Origin of the sequence: Pseudomonas sp. TH37, assembly GCF_016650735.1 — a bacterium.
In the GTDB taxonomy this organism is placed as follows: domain Bacteria; phylum Pseudomonadota; class Gammaproteobacteria; order Pseudomonadales; family Pseudomonadaceae; genus Aquipseudomonas; species Aquipseudomonas farris.
The window spans coordinates 246,710-263,342 of sequence record NZ_JAEKFD010000005.1; the positions used below are offsets into that span (position 1 = coordinate 246,710).

Annotated in this window: 14 protein-coding genes; 3 read left to right on the plus strand and 11 right to left on the minus strand. The window is 61.1% G+C overall.

Features of this window, described 5'->3' with window-relative positions:
• Positions 1-16: 16 nt before the first annotated feature.
• The 11 genes from JFU11_RS15520 to tssA form a co-directional block, all read right to left on the minus strand.
• On the minus strand, positions 17-1,954 hold the full coding sequence (locus tag JFU11_RS15520) for a type VI secretion system Vgr family protein (protein ID WP_201061162.1): 1,938 nt from the start codon (positions 1,952-1,954) through the stop codon (positions 17-19).
• Between the two features lie 171 nt (positions 1,955-2,125).
• Positions 2,126-4,804 carry a type VI secretion system ATPase TssH gene (gene tssH / locus JFU11_RS15525; RefSeq protein WP_201061164.1) on the minus strand — a complete coding sequence of 893 codons (2,679 nt, stop codon included), beginning with the start codon at positions 4,802-4,804 and terminating at the stop codon, positions 2,126-2,128.
• Positions 4,797-5,849 carry a type VI secretion system baseplate subunit TssG gene (tssG, locus tag JFU11_RS15530; protein ID WP_201061166.1) on the minus strand — a complete coding sequence of 351 codons (1,053 nt, stop codon included), beginning with the start codon at positions 5,847-5,849 and terminating at the stop codon, positions 4,797-4,799. Before tssG ends, tssH begins: the two co-directional genes overlap by 8 nt.
• A complete protein-coding gene (gene tssF, locus JFU11_RS15535; RefSeq protein ID WP_201061168.1) occupies positions 5,813-7,672 on the minus strand; it encodes a type VI secretion system baseplate subunit TssF in 1,860 nt (619 codons plus the stop codon). The genes tssG and tssF overlap by 37 nt, the downstream gene beginning before the upstream one ends.
• Positions 7,669-8,181, minus strand: coding sequence for a type VI secretion system baseplate subunit TssE (gene tssE, locus JFU11_RS15540; protein WP_007894480.1), 513 nt, complete (start codon positions 8,179-8,181; stop codon positions 7,669-7,671). The genes tssF and tssE overlap by 4 nt, the downstream gene beginning before the upstream one ends.
• Positions 8,175-8,615 carry a hypothetical protein gene (locus tag JFU11_RS15545; RefSeq protein ID WP_123720171.1) on the minus strand — a complete coding sequence of 147 codons (441 nt, stop codon included), beginning with the start codon at positions 8,613-8,615 and terminating at the stop codon, positions 8,175-8,177. Before JFU11_RS15545 ends, tssE begins: the two co-directional genes overlap by 7 nt.
• Positions 8,612-9,052: a type VI secretion system amidase effector protein Tae4 gene (locus JFU11_RS15550; protein ID WP_123720172.1), complete on the minus strand. Its 441-nt coding sequence runs from the start codon at positions 9,050-9,052 to the stop codon at positions 8,612-8,614. The genes JFU11_RS15545 and JFU11_RS15550 overlap by 4 nt, the downstream gene beginning before the upstream one ends.
• 82 nt (positions 9,053-9,134) lie before the next feature.
• Positions 9,135-9,623, minus strand: coding sequence for a type VI secretion system tube protein Hcp (locus JFU11_RS15555; RefSeq protein WP_007894494.1), 489 nt, complete (start codon positions 9,621-9,623; stop codon positions 9,135-9,137).
• A gap of 137 nt (positions 9,624-9,760) precedes the next feature.
• The gene (tssC, locus tag JFU11_RS15560; protein ID WP_052967842.1) at positions 9,761-11,254 is read right to left on the minus strand and encodes a type VI secretion system contractile sheath large subunit; all 1,494 of its coding nucleotides are present in this window, start codon (positions 11,252-11,254) and stop codon (positions 9,761-9,763) included.
• 15 nt (positions 11,255-11,269) lie between these two features.
• On the minus strand, positions 11,270-11,779 hold the full coding sequence (gene tssB / locus JFU11_RS15565; RefSeq protein WP_007894500.1) for a type VI secretion system contractile sheath small subunit: 510 nt from the start codon (positions 11,777-11,779) through the stop codon (positions 11,270-11,272).
• Between the two features lie 80 nt (positions 11,780-11,859).
• A complete protein-coding gene (gene tssA / locus JFU11_RS15570; protein WP_123720173.1) occupies positions 11,860-12,879 on the minus strand; it encodes a type VI secretion system protein TssA in 1,020 nt (339 codons plus the stop codon).
• Between the two features lie 403 nt (positions 12,880-13,282).
• Between tssA and tagH the strand changes: the two genes are divergently transcribed.
• From tagH to tssK, 3 genes are all read left to right on the plus strand, one after another.
• A complete protein-coding gene (gene tagH / locus JFU11_RS15575) occupies positions 13,283-14,689 on the plus strand; it encodes a type VI secretion system-associated FHA domain protein TagH (RefSeq protein WP_201061170.1) in 1,407 nt (468 codons plus the stop codon).
• A gap of 75 nt (positions 14,690-14,764) precedes the next feature.
• Entirely contained in the window at positions 14,765-15,277 is a 513-nt protein-coding gene (gene tssJ / locus JFU11_RS15580) for a type VI secretion system lipoprotein TssJ (RefSeq protein WP_007894506.1), read from the plus strand.
• A 16-nt stretch (positions 15,278-15,293) separates the two neighbouring features.
• Positions 15,294-16,628: a type VI secretion system baseplate subunit TssK gene (gene tssK / locus JFU11_RS15585; RefSeq protein WP_052967838.1), complete on the plus strand. Its 1,335-nt coding sequence runs from the start codon at positions 15,294-15,296 to the stop codon at positions 16,626-16,628.
• The last annotated feature ends 5 nt before the right edge of the window (positions 16,629-16,633 follow it).

Below are 16,633 nucleotides of genomic sequence, written 5' to 3' on the forward strand. Positions count from 1 at the left end.
AACACAGATCTCGTGATTAGCCCTTGGGCTTGGGAAACGCGGCATTGATGTTGGCGTCGATGCTGGCCTTGACGCCCTGGCCATCAGGCGTGGCGCCAGCGCCGCCGCCGTTGTTCAGGTGCAGCACGCCGCCGGTGTTGATCTCGGCATCACCGCTGGCATAGAAGCTGATTTGCACGCCGGTCAGGTTGATCTGGCCGCTGGCATTGAGCTCCAGGATGCTTTCACCACAGACCAGCCGCAGGTTCTCGCCCACTTCAATGACATAGCTCTGGCTGATGCTGTCGGTCTTGCGTTGACCCACCGAAAGAATGTCTTCCTGTTTGACGATACGCAGACGGTTGTTGCCGATGGTCACCGTCTCGTTATGCCCGATGCTCTTGTTGCGGTCGTGGCCCACCGAGTGGCTTTCATCCACCTCGACCACGATGTCCTGATTGCGCTCGGCATGGATGTACAGCTGCTCGGCGCCCTTCTTGTCTTCCATGCGGATTTCGTTGAAGTTCGCCGGTGTGCCGCCCTTGCTCGAACGGCTTTTCATGCCGCTTTGGGTGGCGTTTTCCGGCAAGTCGTAGGGCACGGTTTGTTCGGCGTTGTAGACGCGGCCGGTGATGATCGGCCGGTCCGGGTCGCCTTCGAGGAAGCTGACGATCACTTCCTGGCCGATCCGTGGGATCTGCATCGAGCCCCAGTTTTTACCGGCCCAGGATTGCGACACGCGAATCCAGCACGAACTGTTTTCGTTGGACTGGTCGTGGCGGTCCCAATAGAAATGCACCTTCACTCGGCCGAACTGGTCGGTCCAGATTTCCTCGCCCTTGGGGCCAACCACCATTGCGGTCTGCGGACCTTTGACGATGGGGCGGTTGGTGTTGGGCAGGGGGCGGTAGCTTTGTTGCGCGTCGATGCAGGTCAGGCTGCTTTCGAACTGCGCCGAAGCAGCAGCGCCGCCGGTTTCCCCGCTTTCCTGGGCGACGTAGTAACGGGCGCCGACGATCAGGTATTCGCGGTTCTGGTCCTGGCGGCTGAAGCCCGTGAGGCTGAACAAATGACCCGACCCCAGGCCCCGGGCGTTGCCGGCGAACTCGACCTGTTCGTGCAGGGTCTGCAAGGCTTCGATGCGGGTGCGGGCGTAATGTTCGCCGTCTGCGCTTTGCACATAGGTGCCGGGATAGTCGTACAGCGGATAGTCGCCGGCGGTGTGCGGACGAGGCATGGCCGAGCGCACGTCAATTCGCGCGCTGGGGCGCTGAAAGTCATAGTCGTTGAGTTCCAGCGAACCCGGCTGGACTTCCTGGGCCAGGTGCCAATCATGGATGTGATCGCGTTCGCGCTGCTGTTCATTCTTGGGGTAGTAGGGCACCGAAGCGTAGCCGGGCACGCTGGTGTGGGCGCCGTAGGCATCGGCCAACACCAGCACGTGACGACCCTGTTCATGGCGGAAGAAGTAGTAGATCCCTTCCTGCTCCATCAGGCGGCTGACGAAATCGAAACTGGTTTCGCGATACTGCACGCAGTATTCCCACTCGCGATAGGGCCGGCTCAGGGCATCTTCGAAGTCGGAAAAACCCAGGTCGCGAAACACCTGCTTGATGATCTGCGGGATGGTCAGGTTCTGGAAAATCCGGCAATCGGAGGTGCGGGTCAGCAGCCATAGCCAGGGCCGCAGCGTGGCCTGGTAGCTGGCGAACTGGCCCTGGTCGACGTTCTGGCTGCAACGGGCAACGATGCCATGGAAATAGCGCTCGCCACCGCCGTCCAGTTGCAGGCTCAGGCACATGGGTTTGCCCAGCAACTGGTTGAGGTCGATGGCGTTGTCCAGCGAGTGCAATTGCAGCTCATAGTTGAACAGCCGCCCCAGCTCTTCGCCGCCGCCCATGTCCTTGAGCAACAGCACCTCCGGCCCCAGGGGGCTGGTGATTTTTGCCAGGCGTGAGAGTTGCTTGAATAGCATCAGTTAATCCGTAAGTGTTGTAGTCGCCGCGCCGCTTTTCCCAGCAGAAACCGGATCAAATGTGGGAGCTGGCTTGCCTGCGATAGCGGTGTGACATTCAGCATTGATGCCGATTGATACACCGCTATCGCAGGCAAGCCAGCTCCCACACTGACCGCATTCCTCCAGGGGCTACGCGGCGTCGCTGAAGTCGTAGTGCAATTCGTTATCCCGGGCGCTGATCCGCACGCCTGCCAGCGCTTTGCCTTCGAGCATGCGGGTGAGGAACTCGCGGCTCATGTCCGGCAGCAGGCTGTTGGTCAGGATGGTGTCGATCATTCGCCCACCGCTTTCGGTTTCGGTGCAGCGGGAGACGATCAGGTCGATCACCGCGTCGTCGTAATCGAAGGCCACTTTATGGGTGTTCTCCACGCGCTTTTTGATGCGGTTGAGTTGCAGGCGGGTAATGGCCTTAAGCATCTCGTCGCTGAGCGGGTAGTACGGAATGGTCACCAAGCGGCCCAGCAATGCCGGCGGGAAAATCTCCAGCAGCGGCTGGCGCAAGGCCTTGGCGATCTCTTCGGGCTCGGGCACGTTTTGCGGGTCTTTGCAGACTTTGGCAATCAACTCGGTGCCAGCGTTGGTGGTCAGCAGGATCAAGGTGTTCTTGAAGTCGATCACCCGTCCTTCGCCGTCCTCCATCACGCCTTTGTCGAAGACCTGGAAGAAGATCTCGTGCACGTCCGGGTGGGCTTTTTCCACCTCGTCCAGCAGCACCACGCTGTAGGGTTTGCGCCGCACGGCTTCGGTCAGCACGCCGCCTTCGCCATAGCCGATATAGCCCGGTGGCGCACCCTTGAGAGTGGACACCGTGTGAGCTTCCTGGAATTCGCTCATGTTGATGGTGATGACGTTCTGCTCACCGCCATACATGGCTTCGGCCAGGGCCAAGGCCGTTTCGGTCTTGCCCACGCCGGAGGTGCCCGCGAGCATGAACACGCCAATCGGCTTGCTCGGGTTGTCGAGGCCGGCGCGGGAGGTCTGGATGCGCTTGGCGATCATCTGCAAGGCATGGTCCTGGCCGATGATACGTTTCTTCAAGTGCTGGTCGAGGTTGAGCACGGTTTCCAGTTCGTTACGGGCCATGCGGCCCACCGGAATACCCGTCCAGTCGGCGACCACCGAGGCCACGGCCTGGTAATCGACCGTCGGCAGAATCAGCGGGGTTTCGCCTTGCAGGGCGCTGAGACGCTGTTGCAGGTCCACCAGTTTCTCGCGCAGGGCGTGGCTGTCGTCACTGCCAACGTCGCTGTCTACCACGCCGACGCTTTCGCGCAGGGTGGCGCGGGTGGCGAGCAGTTCGTCCACCAGGGTTTTCTCTTCGGTCCAGCGACTTTCGAGCTCGGCCAGGCGTTCGCGCTCGGCGGCCAGCAGGTTTTCGCTGTTGCTCTGGCGGGCGCCGATGACGATGCCGATGGCGTGCTCGCGGGCGATGATTTGCAGTTCGGTTTCCAGCGCCTCGATGCGGCGACGGCTGTCGTCCACTTCGGCTGGTACGGCGTGCAGGCTGATGGCGACCCGGGCGCAAGCGGTGTCCAGCAGGCTCACGGATTTGTCCGGCAATTGGCGCGCCGGGATGTAGCGATGGGAGAGCTTGACCGAGGCTTCCAGGGCTTCGTCAAGGATTTGCACCTTATGGTGTTTCTCCATGGTCGAGGCCACGCCGCGCATCATCAACAGCGCTTTGTCTTCGGACGGCTCGGCGACTTGCACCACCTGGAAGCGGCGGGTCAGGGCAGGGTCTTTCTCGATATGCTTTTTGTACTCGGCCCAGGTCGTGGCGGCCACGGTGCGCAGGGTTCCCCGGGCCAGGGCCGGTTTGAGCAGGTTGGCCGCGTCCCCGGTGCCGGCGGCACCACCGGCACCTACCAGCGTGTGGGCTTCGTCGATAAACAGGATGATCGGTTTTGGCGAGGCCTGGACGTCTTCGATGACCTGGCGCAGGCGCTGTTCGAATTCACCTTTCATGCTCGCGCCGGCCTGCAACAGGCCGACGTCGAGGCTGCGCAGTTCCACGTCCTTGAGCGCTGGCGGCACGTCACCGGCGACGATGCGCAGGGCAAAGCCTTCGACCACGGCGGTTTTACCGACGCCGGCTTCACCGGTCAGAATCGGATTGTTCTGCCGGCGGCGCATGAGGATGTCCACCAGTTGGCGGATTTCCTCGTCACGCCCGACAATCGGATCAAGCTTGCCGCTGCGGGCCTGCTCGGTGAGGTCGACGGTAAAACGCTTGAGCGCTTCCTGCTTGCCCATGGCACTTGGGGCCATGGCGCCACTGGCTTCACCGGGCACGCTGCCTGCGTTGAAACCGTCGCTGGCGCTGAGCGCATTTTCCGGCGAGTCACCGACGTATTCGTCAAAACGCTCGCTCAGGGCCTCGACCTTGATCTTGTCGAACTCTGCCGACAGCCCCAGTAGTCCATGGCGCAGGCTCGGCGTCTTGAGGATGCCCAGCACCAGGTAACCGGTACGCACCTGGCTTTCGCCGAACATCAGGCTGCCGTAGACCCAGCCACGTTCCACGGCTTCTTCCACATGGGAAGACAAGTCAGTGATTGAAGTCGAGCCGCGTGGCAAACGGTCCAGGGCTTCGGTCAGGTCACGAGCCAGGCGTGCTGGCTCGATATTGAACTGACGGATGATGCGGTGCAGGTCTGAGTCCTGCAGTTGCAGCAACTGATGAAACCAGTGGGCCAGCTCCACATAAGGGTTACCGCGCAACTTGCAGAACACGGTGGCGGCTTCGATGGCTTTGTAGGCCACGCTGTTGAGTTTGCCGAATAACGCGGCGCGACTGATTTCACCCATGCTCATGGCTCCTTGAGATCTGTGAGGTGTTGGCCTGCTCGGCGTAGTGCCGGGCCAGTATTAAATCCTTGGCATCTTTTTCGGGCTGGCCCAGCCAGGTATTGAAACCCAGGCGGAACTGGCGATTGAGTTGCAGCGCTGGTACTTCGGGCTGTTTCAGAATCAGGTTCAGATCCCAGTCCAGTTCATGGCCCAGGTATTCGGCCACCCAGGCCACCAGCTCATTGAAGGGTTGGCTACCGGGCAGCATGCCCATGTAGTCATCCAGCTTGAGTGGCCCCAGGCGAATGCGGAATTTGTGCTGGCGATCCCAGACGTAACGGCCCAGGCAAAAATCCACGCCCAATTGATGGGCGCTGGCGCCCACGCGGCTGCGTTCCGGCAGCTCCAGCCATTGGCCGACGTACTCTTCGATCTCCACCGGCAGGCCGAAGTACTCACTGAGAATGGCCTTCAAACCGTCCGGGTAGCGGGTTTGTGCCGACAGATGACCGCTGTAATGCAACTTCGCCGTATCGGGAATCAGCCCTTGTTTGAGCAGGCTCGGCATACCCCGACCGCTCAGTGCCGCCAGGCGTGCCGACCAGTAGTCATCGTCCGGGCGGTCATGGCTGACCGTCGGCCGCGCTTCGGCCCAGGCCCGGTAAAACAGGCTCAGCAGGCGGTGATGGAACACATCCAGGAAGCGTTTACTGGTGCTGTCGGCGTTGTTGCGCTGGCGTTCGCGCACATATTCGGTGATGTGCAGCGGCAATGGGCCGTTAGGGCCGCCGAGGCCGAAAAAGAACTGCTCCAGGCGCGCCGGAGAACCGTCGACGCCCGGCTGTACCGACGCCAGGGTCGCCGGGGCGAAGGTGCAATCGGCCTGTTGCCCAAGGCGCAGCGGATCATCGGCCAGGCGCAACGAATGGCCTAGCCGTGGCAGTTCAGGCGATTCGCACTCGATGCGCCGCAACGCCTGGAAGAAGTCGTATTCCCAGGGCTCCTGGTGCATCGCGTCCAGGGTACTCACAGGGTCGGACGGCGTCCGGGCTTGGCTTTCCATCGCATGATCTCGCCGCGTTCGGTGGTACGGATCACCGTCTCGGTAAAACTGTTGATCGACACGTAGCGTGCCAGGAAGCGCTCGAACACCGCACCGAGCAAGAAGACTCCAGTGCCGCGAAACGCGTTTTCATCGAATTCCAGGGTGATCTCCAGGCCACGACCAAACACGATCGGGCCCGGCATTGGCAAGCGTCGGGTGCAGGCCTTGCTGCTGACGTCGCGCAGGCCTTCGATCTGCAATTGCAACGCCGCGTCGTTGCTGTCGCCGTACAGGCGCAGCAGTTCGCGCAGGGCGGCTGCGCCCTGGCCTTGCTCGCTGAGGGACAAGTAATTCAGCGAAAGCTGGCTGATCAACCGCCACGCCTTGGCGTCATGGGCATGGCTGGCGCGTGGGCGACTCGGTCCTGCCACGCAGCGCACCGCCGCTACCGGTGCGCTGTCGGCCAGGGTGAAATCAGTCTTGCTGTTGCCCACGCTCATGAACAGCGGCAGGTCGCGGTTGGTGCATAACGCCGTTACGCCCAGTTGGCGCAGGTCGTGGCGATAAGGCGCCTGCTGGCTGTCCACCAGGCTGACGAAGGTTTCGCTGCCGATGTAAGTCGAGCGCGGGCCGTTGCGCCGCTGGCCGCTGGACAGCACGCGGGGTTCGCGCCGCACCGTGTACCAGGCCTGATCACGGCCGTAGCGAGACGGATCACGTACCGCATAGAACGGCAAAAAAGGCTGCTCCGACCCGGTGCCGTGGCCGGTGAGGGTGGTCAGGGAATGAATCTCGAAATCCATCGGCCGGGTGCGGTCGGCGATCACATGGTGTTCATTGACCCGTTCCGACAAGTGGATGCGATCCAGGCGCTTGGGGAACAAGTTGATTGCCGGGGTGCAGAACGGCAGGAACTGCGCGGCTCCGACGCTGCCTTCCAGGCTCGGATCGTGACGGTCGAACAGCACGATCAATTCCAGTTCCTGGCCGTCGCAGCGTTTGACCGCCCGACTCAATTGGGTGAAGTCGACAAACAGAAAACGGTGGGGCAGGGCGAAATATTCCTGCAACAGGCGATAGCCCTGGAAGGCCCGCGAGACCACTGGCAGCGCGGCGTCGCTATCGTCGAATCCCTGGGAGCGCAGTGCGTCCTGCGGCAGGCGTTCCACCCAATCACCGCCGGGCTGACGGGCGAACACGGCGCAGACGTTGCCCAGTAGTTGTTCGTAGAGGCGGAAGGGCTGCTCGTCTGCGCCATTGAGGTACAGCGGCAGGTTGTCCAGGGCCAGACTGTTGAACGGTAGTTCGGCGCCGGTGCGCAGGGTCAGGCGCAGACCGGCCTTGGCCTTGGGTTCGCTGGCGGCCAGGCGTCCGAGCATGGCGGACGGGTTGCCGAAGTACTCGGCCTGGCTGACCTGCAACGGCCACAACGTCACCGCGTGGGCGGTGCGGTACTCGCAGCAGGTTTGGGTTTCGCGGCCCAGGGCGGCGCGCAGGACCGTGTCCCGGGGCAGCGGGAAGCCGCTACTCAGCGAGCCTTCATCGGGGTCGGCCTGCAATTGCACCACGGTCATCGACGGTGTCGGCGCCAGGTAATGGGGGTACGCGATTTCCAGCAGGTTATGAGTGAAGGTCGGGTATTCGGCATCGAGCTTGAGCTGTACCCGCGCCGTCAGGTAGGCGAACCCTTCCAGCAAGCGCTCGACGTACGGGTCGGCGCAGTCCATGCCGGACAACGTCAGCCGACTGGCGATTTTCGGGTATTCCTGAGCGAACTCCGCCGCGCTTTCGCGCACGTGGTGCAATTCCTGGTTGTACAGTTCCAGCAGGCGCGGGTTCATGAGCGTCTCCGCTGTTCGGCGTTGATCACTCGCACATGGCCGGATTCCAGGTCCAGGTCGGTTTGCAGCATCAGGCGCAGCGGCACTGGCTGGGCCCAGAGATCGCCTTCGATCTCGAAACTCAGGGCGTTGTGGTTCATCTCGGCGGATGCCCGGGCCCGCACGCGCAAAGTGTTACGCAGAATCCGCGGTTCGAACGTGGCGATAGCCTGGTGGATCAGCGCTTCAAGCGCCGCGATATCGACGTTCGACGCACTGTTGCCGGCCAGGGCTGGCAGCCCGAAGTTGACCACTGAAGTGCCGGCCGGGGTGTGCAACGTCGCATCGGCGCTGAGCAACGACGTGGTGTTGAGCAGCCACGCCAAGTCACGCAGCACCGAGGCTTTCAGTTGGGTCAGGGAGAGCACGCGCTTGTCGGCGCTTTCCTTGAGGTTGCTCGGATCGTCGTCGGTCAACCGGTCCAGCAGGGACGGTTGCAGGCGATCGCGGGTGGCGATTTCGGTTACCACGAAAACAGGGCCACAAAATTTTTCTGGTCAACAGCGCCGGCCAAGCAACGACCGCCATCACCCACAATTGACGCCTCCAGACGGCCTTCGATTTGTCTAATGGCTTGGTATTGGGAGCGACACTCAGTGCTTGGCGCAGGTTCTGGTTCGAAGTGCTGCACAATAATGATCAATGCGTTGTTGAAGCTTTCAACGCGGGGTAAGCCTTTGCGGTCGACACTTAACTGACAGGGCCATGGCATGTTCAGCGTGAGTAAAGTCTGGTCCGGTTTACGCAGGGCGCAGCGTTGGTCGTGGTTTTCCAAGGTCAGGATTTGACCGGCAAGACTGACCCGGTTGTTTGGCGTGGCAGGTGCGTCGGTCTGTTCGGCGCAGGCGTTCAGACTTAAGAAAAGACAGCCCGACAGCGCCGATAACACAATTCGTTTGATCATTTCAGTTCCCAGAACCAGACCTGTTTTGAACGATGCGCCTGGTCGGCGAAGTCGCCTGTGACCCTGCCACGATTCCATAGGTCGATATGGTCGCCGCTACGCGCTTCCTGGGATTGGCCCAGTCGTGCAAAGCAGTCCTTGAAAAAGATGATCCCAGTCTTTTGGTAAAGCGTGCGTCGGTCCTCGGCGCTTCCCGTGAGAATGATCGGACGGCCTAGATGATGACGCCAAAGCCAGTTGGCCAGCGACTCGGCGCCCCGAGCATGTTCGTGCGCACACTTGGGTTCGCTGTAAGTGGACTTGTTGACCTTGATTGTCTGTTCCGCATTGAGCGTGACGCTCATACGGATGGCGCACTGATTATCCCAAGGCCCATCACAGGGCGTTGACGTAGTGGGATAGCTGTTCCACAAATTAATAAACGAAGGCTTGGCCATGACTCAGACACCGGAGGGAAAAGGATTGGATTCGAGCAAGCACCAAAACACCCCCGGCGTATAACGCCGGGGGCACCTTCGATTACACCTTGACGTTCTGGCGGATGTTCCAGCCGAACTTGACCGGCCCGCCTTCCTTGGTGCCATCGGCTTTTTGCGGCTGATAGTCCACCAGCACCTTGGCGAAGTTCAGGGTGAGGTTTTCGGTCAGGCGATCATCGCTACCCGAGCCGCCGGTGCTCAGGGAAGTGACCAGCACTTCTTCCAGGTTGATGATCATGTACTCGACCTGGCTTTCGCCGCCGGCCTTGCGCACGGTCAGCTTGACCTTGTCGATGTGCTTGCCGCTGGCGCAGTGCATCATCAGGTTCGGTGAGGCTTTGTCGACGTACTTGGTCAGCGACAGGTCCTGGATGTTCACCTTGCCTGCACCACCACCGCTGCCCACGTGCATATTGCCGGACTGAGACATGCCCCAGCTCCAGTTCAAGACGTCGATTTCGTCCTTGTGGGCCTTGTCCATGGACTCGCCCTTGATGTCGCCGATCTTGATGAAAATATCAACAGCCATGTTTTCTCCCTGTGTGGTCTCTACCACATTGTTTGGTTAACGCCGACCTTGCGAAATCTGTTCTGCTGAACGGGTTCAAGGTGATCTCCAACCTGATGAAGACCCCTGTGGGAGCGAGCCTACCGTTCAGCAGGTTTTTACGCGCCTTTGGCCGAAGGCAGCTTGGATACCAGGCGCAGCGACACGGTCAGACCTTCGAGCTGATAGTGCGGGCGCAGGTAGAACCTGGAGTTGTAGTACCCCGGGTTGCCTTCCACGTCCTCGACAATCACTTCGGCCGCAGCCAATGGGTGCTGGGCCTTGGTGGTTTCGGTGGAGTGCGCCGGGTCACCATCGACGTAGTTGAGGATCCAGTCCTGCAACCAACGCTGCATTTCGTCCTTCTCTTTGAAGGAGCCGATCTTGTCGCGCACGATGCACTTCAAGTAATGGGCGAAACGGCAGGTGGCGAACAGGTACGGCAGGCGCGCGGCGAGGTTGGCGTTGGCGGTGGCGTCCGGGTCGTCGTACTCGGCCGGTTTCTGCAACGACTGGGCGCCGATGAACGCGGCGAAGTCAGTGTTTTTCTTGTGCAGCAGCGGCATGAAACCGTTCTTCGCCAGTTCCGCTTCGCGGCGGTCCGAAATGGCGATTTCGGTCGGACATTTCATGTCCACGCCACCATCGTCAGTCGGGAAGGTGTGCGCCGGCAGGTTTTCCACTTCACCGCCAGACTCCACGCCACGAATGCGCGAGCACCAGCCGAAGTGTTTGAACGAACGGTTGATGTTCACCGCCATGGCGTAAGCGGCGTTGGCCCACGTGTACTTGGAGCTGTCGGCACCGTCGGTGCTTTCTTCGAAGGCGAAGGCCTCCACCGGATCGGTCTTGGCGCCATACGGCAGACGCGCGAGGAAGCGCGGCATGGTCAGGCCGATGTAGCGCGAGTCTTCCGATTCGCGCAGCGAGCGCCAGCCAGCGTATTCCGGGGTGGTGAAGATTTTGGTCAGGTCGCGCGGGTTCGACAGTTCCTGCCACGAGCCCATGCCCATCACGGTCGGCGATGCGGCTGCAATGAACGGCGAGTGCATGGCGGCGCAGACTTTCGACAACTCGCCCAGCAACTCGACATCCGGCGGCGACTGGTCGAAGTAGTAATCGCCCACGAGGCAACCGTAAGGTTCGCCGCCGAACTGGCCGTATTCTTCTTCGTACATCTTCTTGAAGATCGGGCTCTGGTCCCACGCGGTGCCCTTGAATTTCTTCAGGGTCTTGTGCAGGTCGGTCTTGGAGATATTGAGCACGCGAATCTTCAGTTGCTCATCGCTCTCGGTGTTGTTGACCAGGTAGTGCAGGCCACGCCAGGCGCTTTCCAGTTGCTGGAAATCGGGGTGGTGGATGACCTGGTTGACCTGGGCGGTGAGCTTGGCGTCGATGGCGGCGATGATTGATTCGATCGACTTGATGGCGTCGTTGGACACCAGGTCGGTCTGCGCCAGGGCCTGTTCGGCCAAGGTGCGCACGGCGGTCTCGACGGCTTCGCGAGCGCGTTCGGTCTTGGGTTTGAATTCTTGCAGCAGCAGGGAGGCGAACTCGCTGGCTTCTTCGGTGGTGCCCAGTGTCTGAGCGTCTGCACGTACTGAATCGGTCATGATCATTCGTCCTGATTAAGCCTGAGGCTCGGCTGGCTTCGGCGCACTGGCAAGCGCCTGGAGCAGCGCCGGATCCTTGATGGCCTTCATGATGATTTCTTCGGCCCCGGTCTTGCCGTCCATGTAGGTCAGCAGGTTGGCCAGTTGGGTGCGCGCTTCGAGCAACTTGTTCAGCGAGTCGACCTTGCGCGCCACGGCGGCCGGGCTGAAGTCGTCCATGCTTTCAAAGGTGATGTCCAGGCTCAGGTTGCCTTCGCCGGTCAGCTCGTTGGGCACGTGGAACGCGACGCGTGGCTGCATGGCCTTGAGGCGCGAGTCGAAGTTGTCGACATCCACCTCGAGGAACTTGCGATCGGCCACAGGTGCCAGAGGCTCGGCGGGCTTGCCGGCGAGGTCCGCCATGACGCCCATGACGAAGGGCAACTGGACCTTTTTCTCGGCGCCGTAGAGCTCGACGTCGTACTCGATCTGCACTCGAGGCGCACGGTTGCGCGCGATGAATTTCTGAGAACTTTGCTTCGCCACGTTGCTGCTCCTGGTCGCTCAAGCGACGGTGTTGGCGTCATCGGTGGTACCGGTGACGTGACTGCGTGATCCGTTCGCTTTTATTCGCTGTCTGGTCCGCGCAGGTTTTCAAATTGGCTCATGCCGTCGGGAATCAGGTTGCGCACGATGGCCGCAAAGTCGGCATGCACCAGATTCTTCGCCCGGTTCAACAGCACCGGCAGCGGGCTGGAGGGCTCATGACGGGTGTAGTACGCAAGAATCCGGTCCAGGCTGCGCAGCACGTCGTCGCGGTTGTTGATTTCGCCAGTGCTGCGCGGTGTGCTCGGCGCGGTGGAGTGTTCAACCGGCGCGGCACTGTCGTCGCTGATGGCATCGGGCAGGGGGGTGTCGCCGCTCTGCGGGGCGAACTGGCCGAGAATCTGCAGGGCCATTTTTAGCGGTTGCTTCAACGGGCCAAGGTCAACGCCCTGGGCGGAACCGATTTGTTCGCTGATCTGTTGCTCGATGGCCTCGGCGACGCTGCGGGCCTCGTGCAAAGCCGCGCGGGTGATTTCCAACTGTTCGGGATCGCTGTCGAGGAACGCCCCGGCGAGCTGTTCGGCGCCGAGGTTTTCGTCAGGGAAGCTTTGCAGGCCGCTGGCATTGGCGGCGGCGCGCAGGCTGACAGCACCAAAGGTTCGCGAACGGGCCAGGATGCTTTCGCGCAGCAGACGAATGGTTGCATCGGACGTCAGGCCGGCGAGGGCATTGATGCGCACAGTGGGGTCGTTGTTGTCTTCGGCATCCAGGCGCGGATGCAGGTCGGCCCAGTACTGCTTGAGCAACTCGCTGATCAGCGTCAGAACGCGGGCCAGGCCGGCGACGCCTTCGAGGGCAAGGGAACTTTGCAAAAGGAAGTGGGTGATACGCAGGTCTTTGCTGCGTTGCAACAAATCCAGACTTTGCTGCTGGATGCTGCGCCATTCAGGGGGCGCGGCAGGCAATATCGAATCGCCCATGCTGCGCTCGGGCTGGCCCAGGGAATCGCGTTCCAGGCGCAAAAAATCCGCGTCATATTCCAAATCTTCACCACAAGGCGAAGTCGCAGAAACGGCGGCGAGCAACAAAGGCACTTCCACTGAATTTGATCTCCCTATCGCCCGACTGACAGTCGGGCTGTTCACACGTTAGTTCCAGGTGGAACTTCACATGTTTCCTTGAGTGTAATGGCCCTTTGGATACGCAGTGATCTTAAAGTGCCATCATTGATATTCAAGAAGTTGTGCATTTTTGGTGTAGTACTTATGGCTTGTCAAGGTAAGCTATTTCCTCTGTGTGACAGATGTGAGGTGCTTAACAACCCGCGCGACCGATTGGTCGAAGCAGGCGCTGATGCAGGTTTTTTGTCACGCAAGCCGGTTAAGATCAGCAATCATGCTGTCAAAAAGCGGTTTTCGAGGTTGTTTGCAAGGTTGTCGGACCGAGTTTGGCGGGAGTGAATCCCGATTCGTCCGCGCGCAAAGTGTTCAGCAAGGAGGCAAGATGTCGCTGTGTTTGACTATTACTAGTTATCACAAAATTACCCCTGGCCAGTGCCCTGAGAAATCCATGAATCAGGGTGTGATGGCGATAGGTCGAAACTCTGATAATGACTGGGTATTGCCCGACCCTGAGCGCTTGGTTTCCGGCAAACATTGCGTTATTCAATATAAAGATGGCCGGTATTATTTAACCGATAACAGCACTAACGGTGTGGAGTTGGTCAAGGCCGGTATTCGTCTGCGCAAGGGAAACAGCGAGCCGTTGCAAGATGGCGAAGTTATCCGCATCGGTGATTATGAAATCCAGGCGCGTATCGATTTCAGTCTGCCGGTGACCGACGGCAATCCTTTCGCTGATTCGTCCAGCAGCTTTGAGGCCCTGATGGGGCGTCAGGGCGCCGTCGTGAATACGCCGACGTCGTTGCCCGTGACGCCACCTGCACATTTTCAGGGCGTATCGGCCATGGACACGATGCCGGACCTGTTCGACTTTCTGACACCGACCAGCGTCCCGCCGGCCACCCAGCCTGACCATGTCCCGGCCGAGCAGCACGACTTCCGCCCGCCGACCCCGATCCCCGACCCAACGCCCGTGGCCGGGCCTGCACCGCTGGCGTCGGCCCCGGTGATTCCGGAAGATTGGGACCTGCTCAGCGACAAGCCTGCGCCGGTGGCTGTCGCCCCCCTGCCTGTTGCAGAGGTTGCGCCGCCACCCGTACCTCACATCAGCGTACCGATCGAACCGGCACCCCTTTGCGAACCACCCGTGGCCGTCGTCGAGCGCCTGGTCGATCCGGTCAGCCCGGCCGACAATTCTCAACCCGACCTGTTGCAAGCCTTTCTGCGCGGTGCCGGGCTGGATCAAGTGCGCCTGGACAAGGCCCAGGCCGAAGCGCAAATGGAAAGCATCGGGCGCAGTTATCGGCTGATGGTCGAAGGCCTGATCGATGTCTTGCGCGCCCGTAGCAGCCTCAAGGGCGAGTTCCGCATTCAGCAGACGATGATTCAACCGGTGGAAAACAACCCGCTGAAATTCGCTCCCAACGTCGATGAAGCATTGCTGTTGCTGTTGCGCCACAGCAATCAGGCGTTCATGGCGCCGGACCTGGCTGTGCGCGACAGCTTCGATGACTTGCGTGCCCACCAATTGGCGGTGATGGCCGGCGTGGAAGCTGCGATCAAGCACCTGCTGGCGCGCTTCGAGCCGGCGCAACTTGAGGAGCGCATGGGCAAGCCCGGTGGCCTGTCGAGCATTTTCAGTGGCTCGCGACAGGCCCAGTACTGGCAGCAGTTCACCGAGCTCTACAGCAATATTTCCCGCGAGGCCCAAGAGGATTTCCAGGACCTGTTCGGTCGGGAGTTCAGTCGCGCCTACGAAGAACACAGTACAAGGCAGCGCCGCGGCTGAGCATCGCCATCGCATAGCGCCATTGATAGCAAAGAACGGAACAACGGATAGCTGAAACGTCATTGAGGACGCAGGATGATTCCCAGGTTTTTACTCGCAGTTGCCACCGCGCTGCTGCTGACCGCATGTGCCAAGGATGCGGCCAAACCCCAGCCCGAAGAGGCTGAGGCCGAGGCCGACACGGCCGCCGTCGAGTTGCACTTTCACGCCATTGCCGGGCTCAACCCCGGCGCCACTGGCCAGCCAGCCCCGGTCCGGGTGCGTATTTTCGAACTGAAAAATGCCGCCACCTTCGGCCGTTCCGATTATTTCGCACTGGCCGAACGGGCCCAGGCGACGCTCGGCGCCGATCTGATCGATCAGGATGAAGTGCTGATCCAGCCCGGCCAGCAGTTGAGCCTGCAGCGCGACCTCGACCCGGCCACCCGCCATATCGGCGTACTGGTGGGGTATCGCGAGCTGGATCAGTCGTTGTGGCGCGCAGTGATGAATGTCCCGCCGCGCCAATACACCGAATACCAGATCAGCCTCGACGTGCGAGCCGTGCGCAGCGCCGTCGTGGTTTCCCCATCCAGCCCTGCCCAATAAGCAATCGGAGCCCCCCATGTCCTGGAACAATCGTGTGGTCTGGTCGGAAGGCATGTTCATTGGAACGCAGCACTTCCAGCAACATGACCGTTACCTGGAGAACCTCATCGACGCCCGGAGCCGCCCGTTGTCGGCCGGCGCCTGGGGTTTCTCCGAATTGCTGATCGACCAGGGCCTGCTGGCCCAGGGCAAACTGGCGATTATCTCGGCGCGGGGCCTGTTGCCGGACGGCACGCCATTCAACATTCCCCAGGATGACCTGGCACCGAGCCCGCTGAATGTCGATGACAACCTGCGCGATGGTTTGGTGTACCTGGCCTTGCCGCTCAAGCGCGCCGGTGCACGTGATACGGTTGACGAAGGCGAAGCCCTGGGCGCTGCGCGCTACGTGAGCCAGGTGCGCGAAGTACGGGACGACAACGCGCCGTTCGAAAATCAGGCCCCGGTAGCCGTGGGGTCGAGGGCGCTGCGGTTATTGGTTGCCCAGGATGGCATCAGCGACTACGCCGCCATCGGTCTGGTGCGAATCAAGGAGAAACGCGCCGACCGAGCCCTGGTGCTCGACGACACCTACATCCCGCCGCTGCTGGATGTGGTCGCCTCCAACCCCTTGGCCGCGTTTCGCAACGAACTGCTGGGCCTGCTGCATCAGCGCGGCGAAGCCCTCGCCGGGCGGGTGGTGGCATCCGGTGCCGGCGGTGCCTCGGAGATTGCCGATTTCATGCTGCTGCAGCTGGTCAACCGCGCCCAGCCGCTGATCCAGCACTTGAGCCAGTTGAGTCCGTTGCACCCCGAGCGGTTCTACAGCGAGCTGGTGAGTCTGGCCGGCGAGTTCTCGACCTTTACCGCTTCCGGGCGGCGACCCCAGGAATACCCGCAATACCAGCACGATGACTTGGCGCTGAGTTTTGCGCCGGTGATGCAAGCCCTGCGTGAGGCGCTGTCGATGCTGATCGACAGCAAGGCCACGCCGATTCCGATTGTCGAAAAAGCCTACGGCGTCCATGTGGCGATGCTGGCCGACAAGTCCCTGCTCGACAGCGCCAGCTTCATCCTGGTGGTGCGCGCCGACGTGCCCGCCGAAACCCTGCGCAGCCACTTCGGCCAACAGAGCAAGGTCGGCTCGGTGGAGCACATCCGCAACCTGGTCAACCTGCAATTACCGGGCATTGGCTTGCTGCCGCTGCCGGTGGCGCCACGGCAAATCCCGTATCACGCCGGCTCCACTTACTACGAACTGGACCGGGGCAGCGAGCATTGGCAGCAACTGGCCAACTCCGGCGGTTTTGCGTTCTACATCGCGGGGCAATTCCCGGGGCTGAACCTGGCTTTCTGGGCGATCCGAGGATAAACCGC

Excerpts from the sequence above, each read along its gene's own strand:
- tssF (WP_201061168.1), bottom strand. The coding sequence starts at position 7,672 with ATGAACCCGCGCCTGCTGGAACTGTACAACCAGGAATTGCACCACGTG.
- tssG (WP_201061166.1), bottom strand. The coding sequence starts at position 5,849 with ATGGAAAGCCAAGCCCGGACGCCGTCCGACCCTGTGAGTACCCTGGAC.
- JFU11_RS15545 (WP_123720171.1), bottom strand. The coding sequence starts at position 8,615 with ATGATCAAACGAATTGTGTTATCGGCGCTGTCGGGCTGTCTTTTCTTA.
- tssC (WP_052967842.1), bottom strand. The coding sequence starts at position 11,254 with ATGACCGATTCAGTACGTGCAGACGCTCAGACACTGGGCACCACCGAA.
- JFU11_RS15520 (WP_201061162.1), bottom strand. The coding sequence starts at position 1,954 with ATGCTATTCAAGCAACTCTCACGCCTGGCAAAAATCACCAGCCCCCTG.
- tssJ (WP_007894506.1), top strand. The coding sequence starts at position 14,765 with ATGATTCCCAGGTTTTTACTCGCAGTTGCCACCGCGCTGCTGCTGACC.
- tagH (WP_201061170.1), top strand. The coding sequence starts at position 13,283 with ATGTCGCTGTGTTTGACTATTACTAGTTATCACAAAATTACCCCTGGC.
- JFU11_RS15550 (WP_123720172.1), bottom strand. The coding sequence starts at position 9,052 with ATGGCCAAGCCTTCGTTTATTAATTTGTGGAACAGCTATCCCACTACG.
- tssK (WP_052967838.1), top strand. The coding sequence starts at position 15,294 with ATGTCCTGGAACAATCGTGTGGTCTGGTCGGAAGGCATGTTCATTGGA.
- tssH (WP_201061164.1), bottom strand. The coding sequence starts at position 4,804 with ATGGGTGAAATCAGTCGCGCCGCGTTATTCGGCAAACTCAACAGCGTG.
- JFU11_RS15555 (WP_007894494.1), bottom strand. The coding sequence starts at position 9,623 with ATGGCTGTTGATATTTTCATCAAGATCGGCGACATCAAGGGCGAGTCC.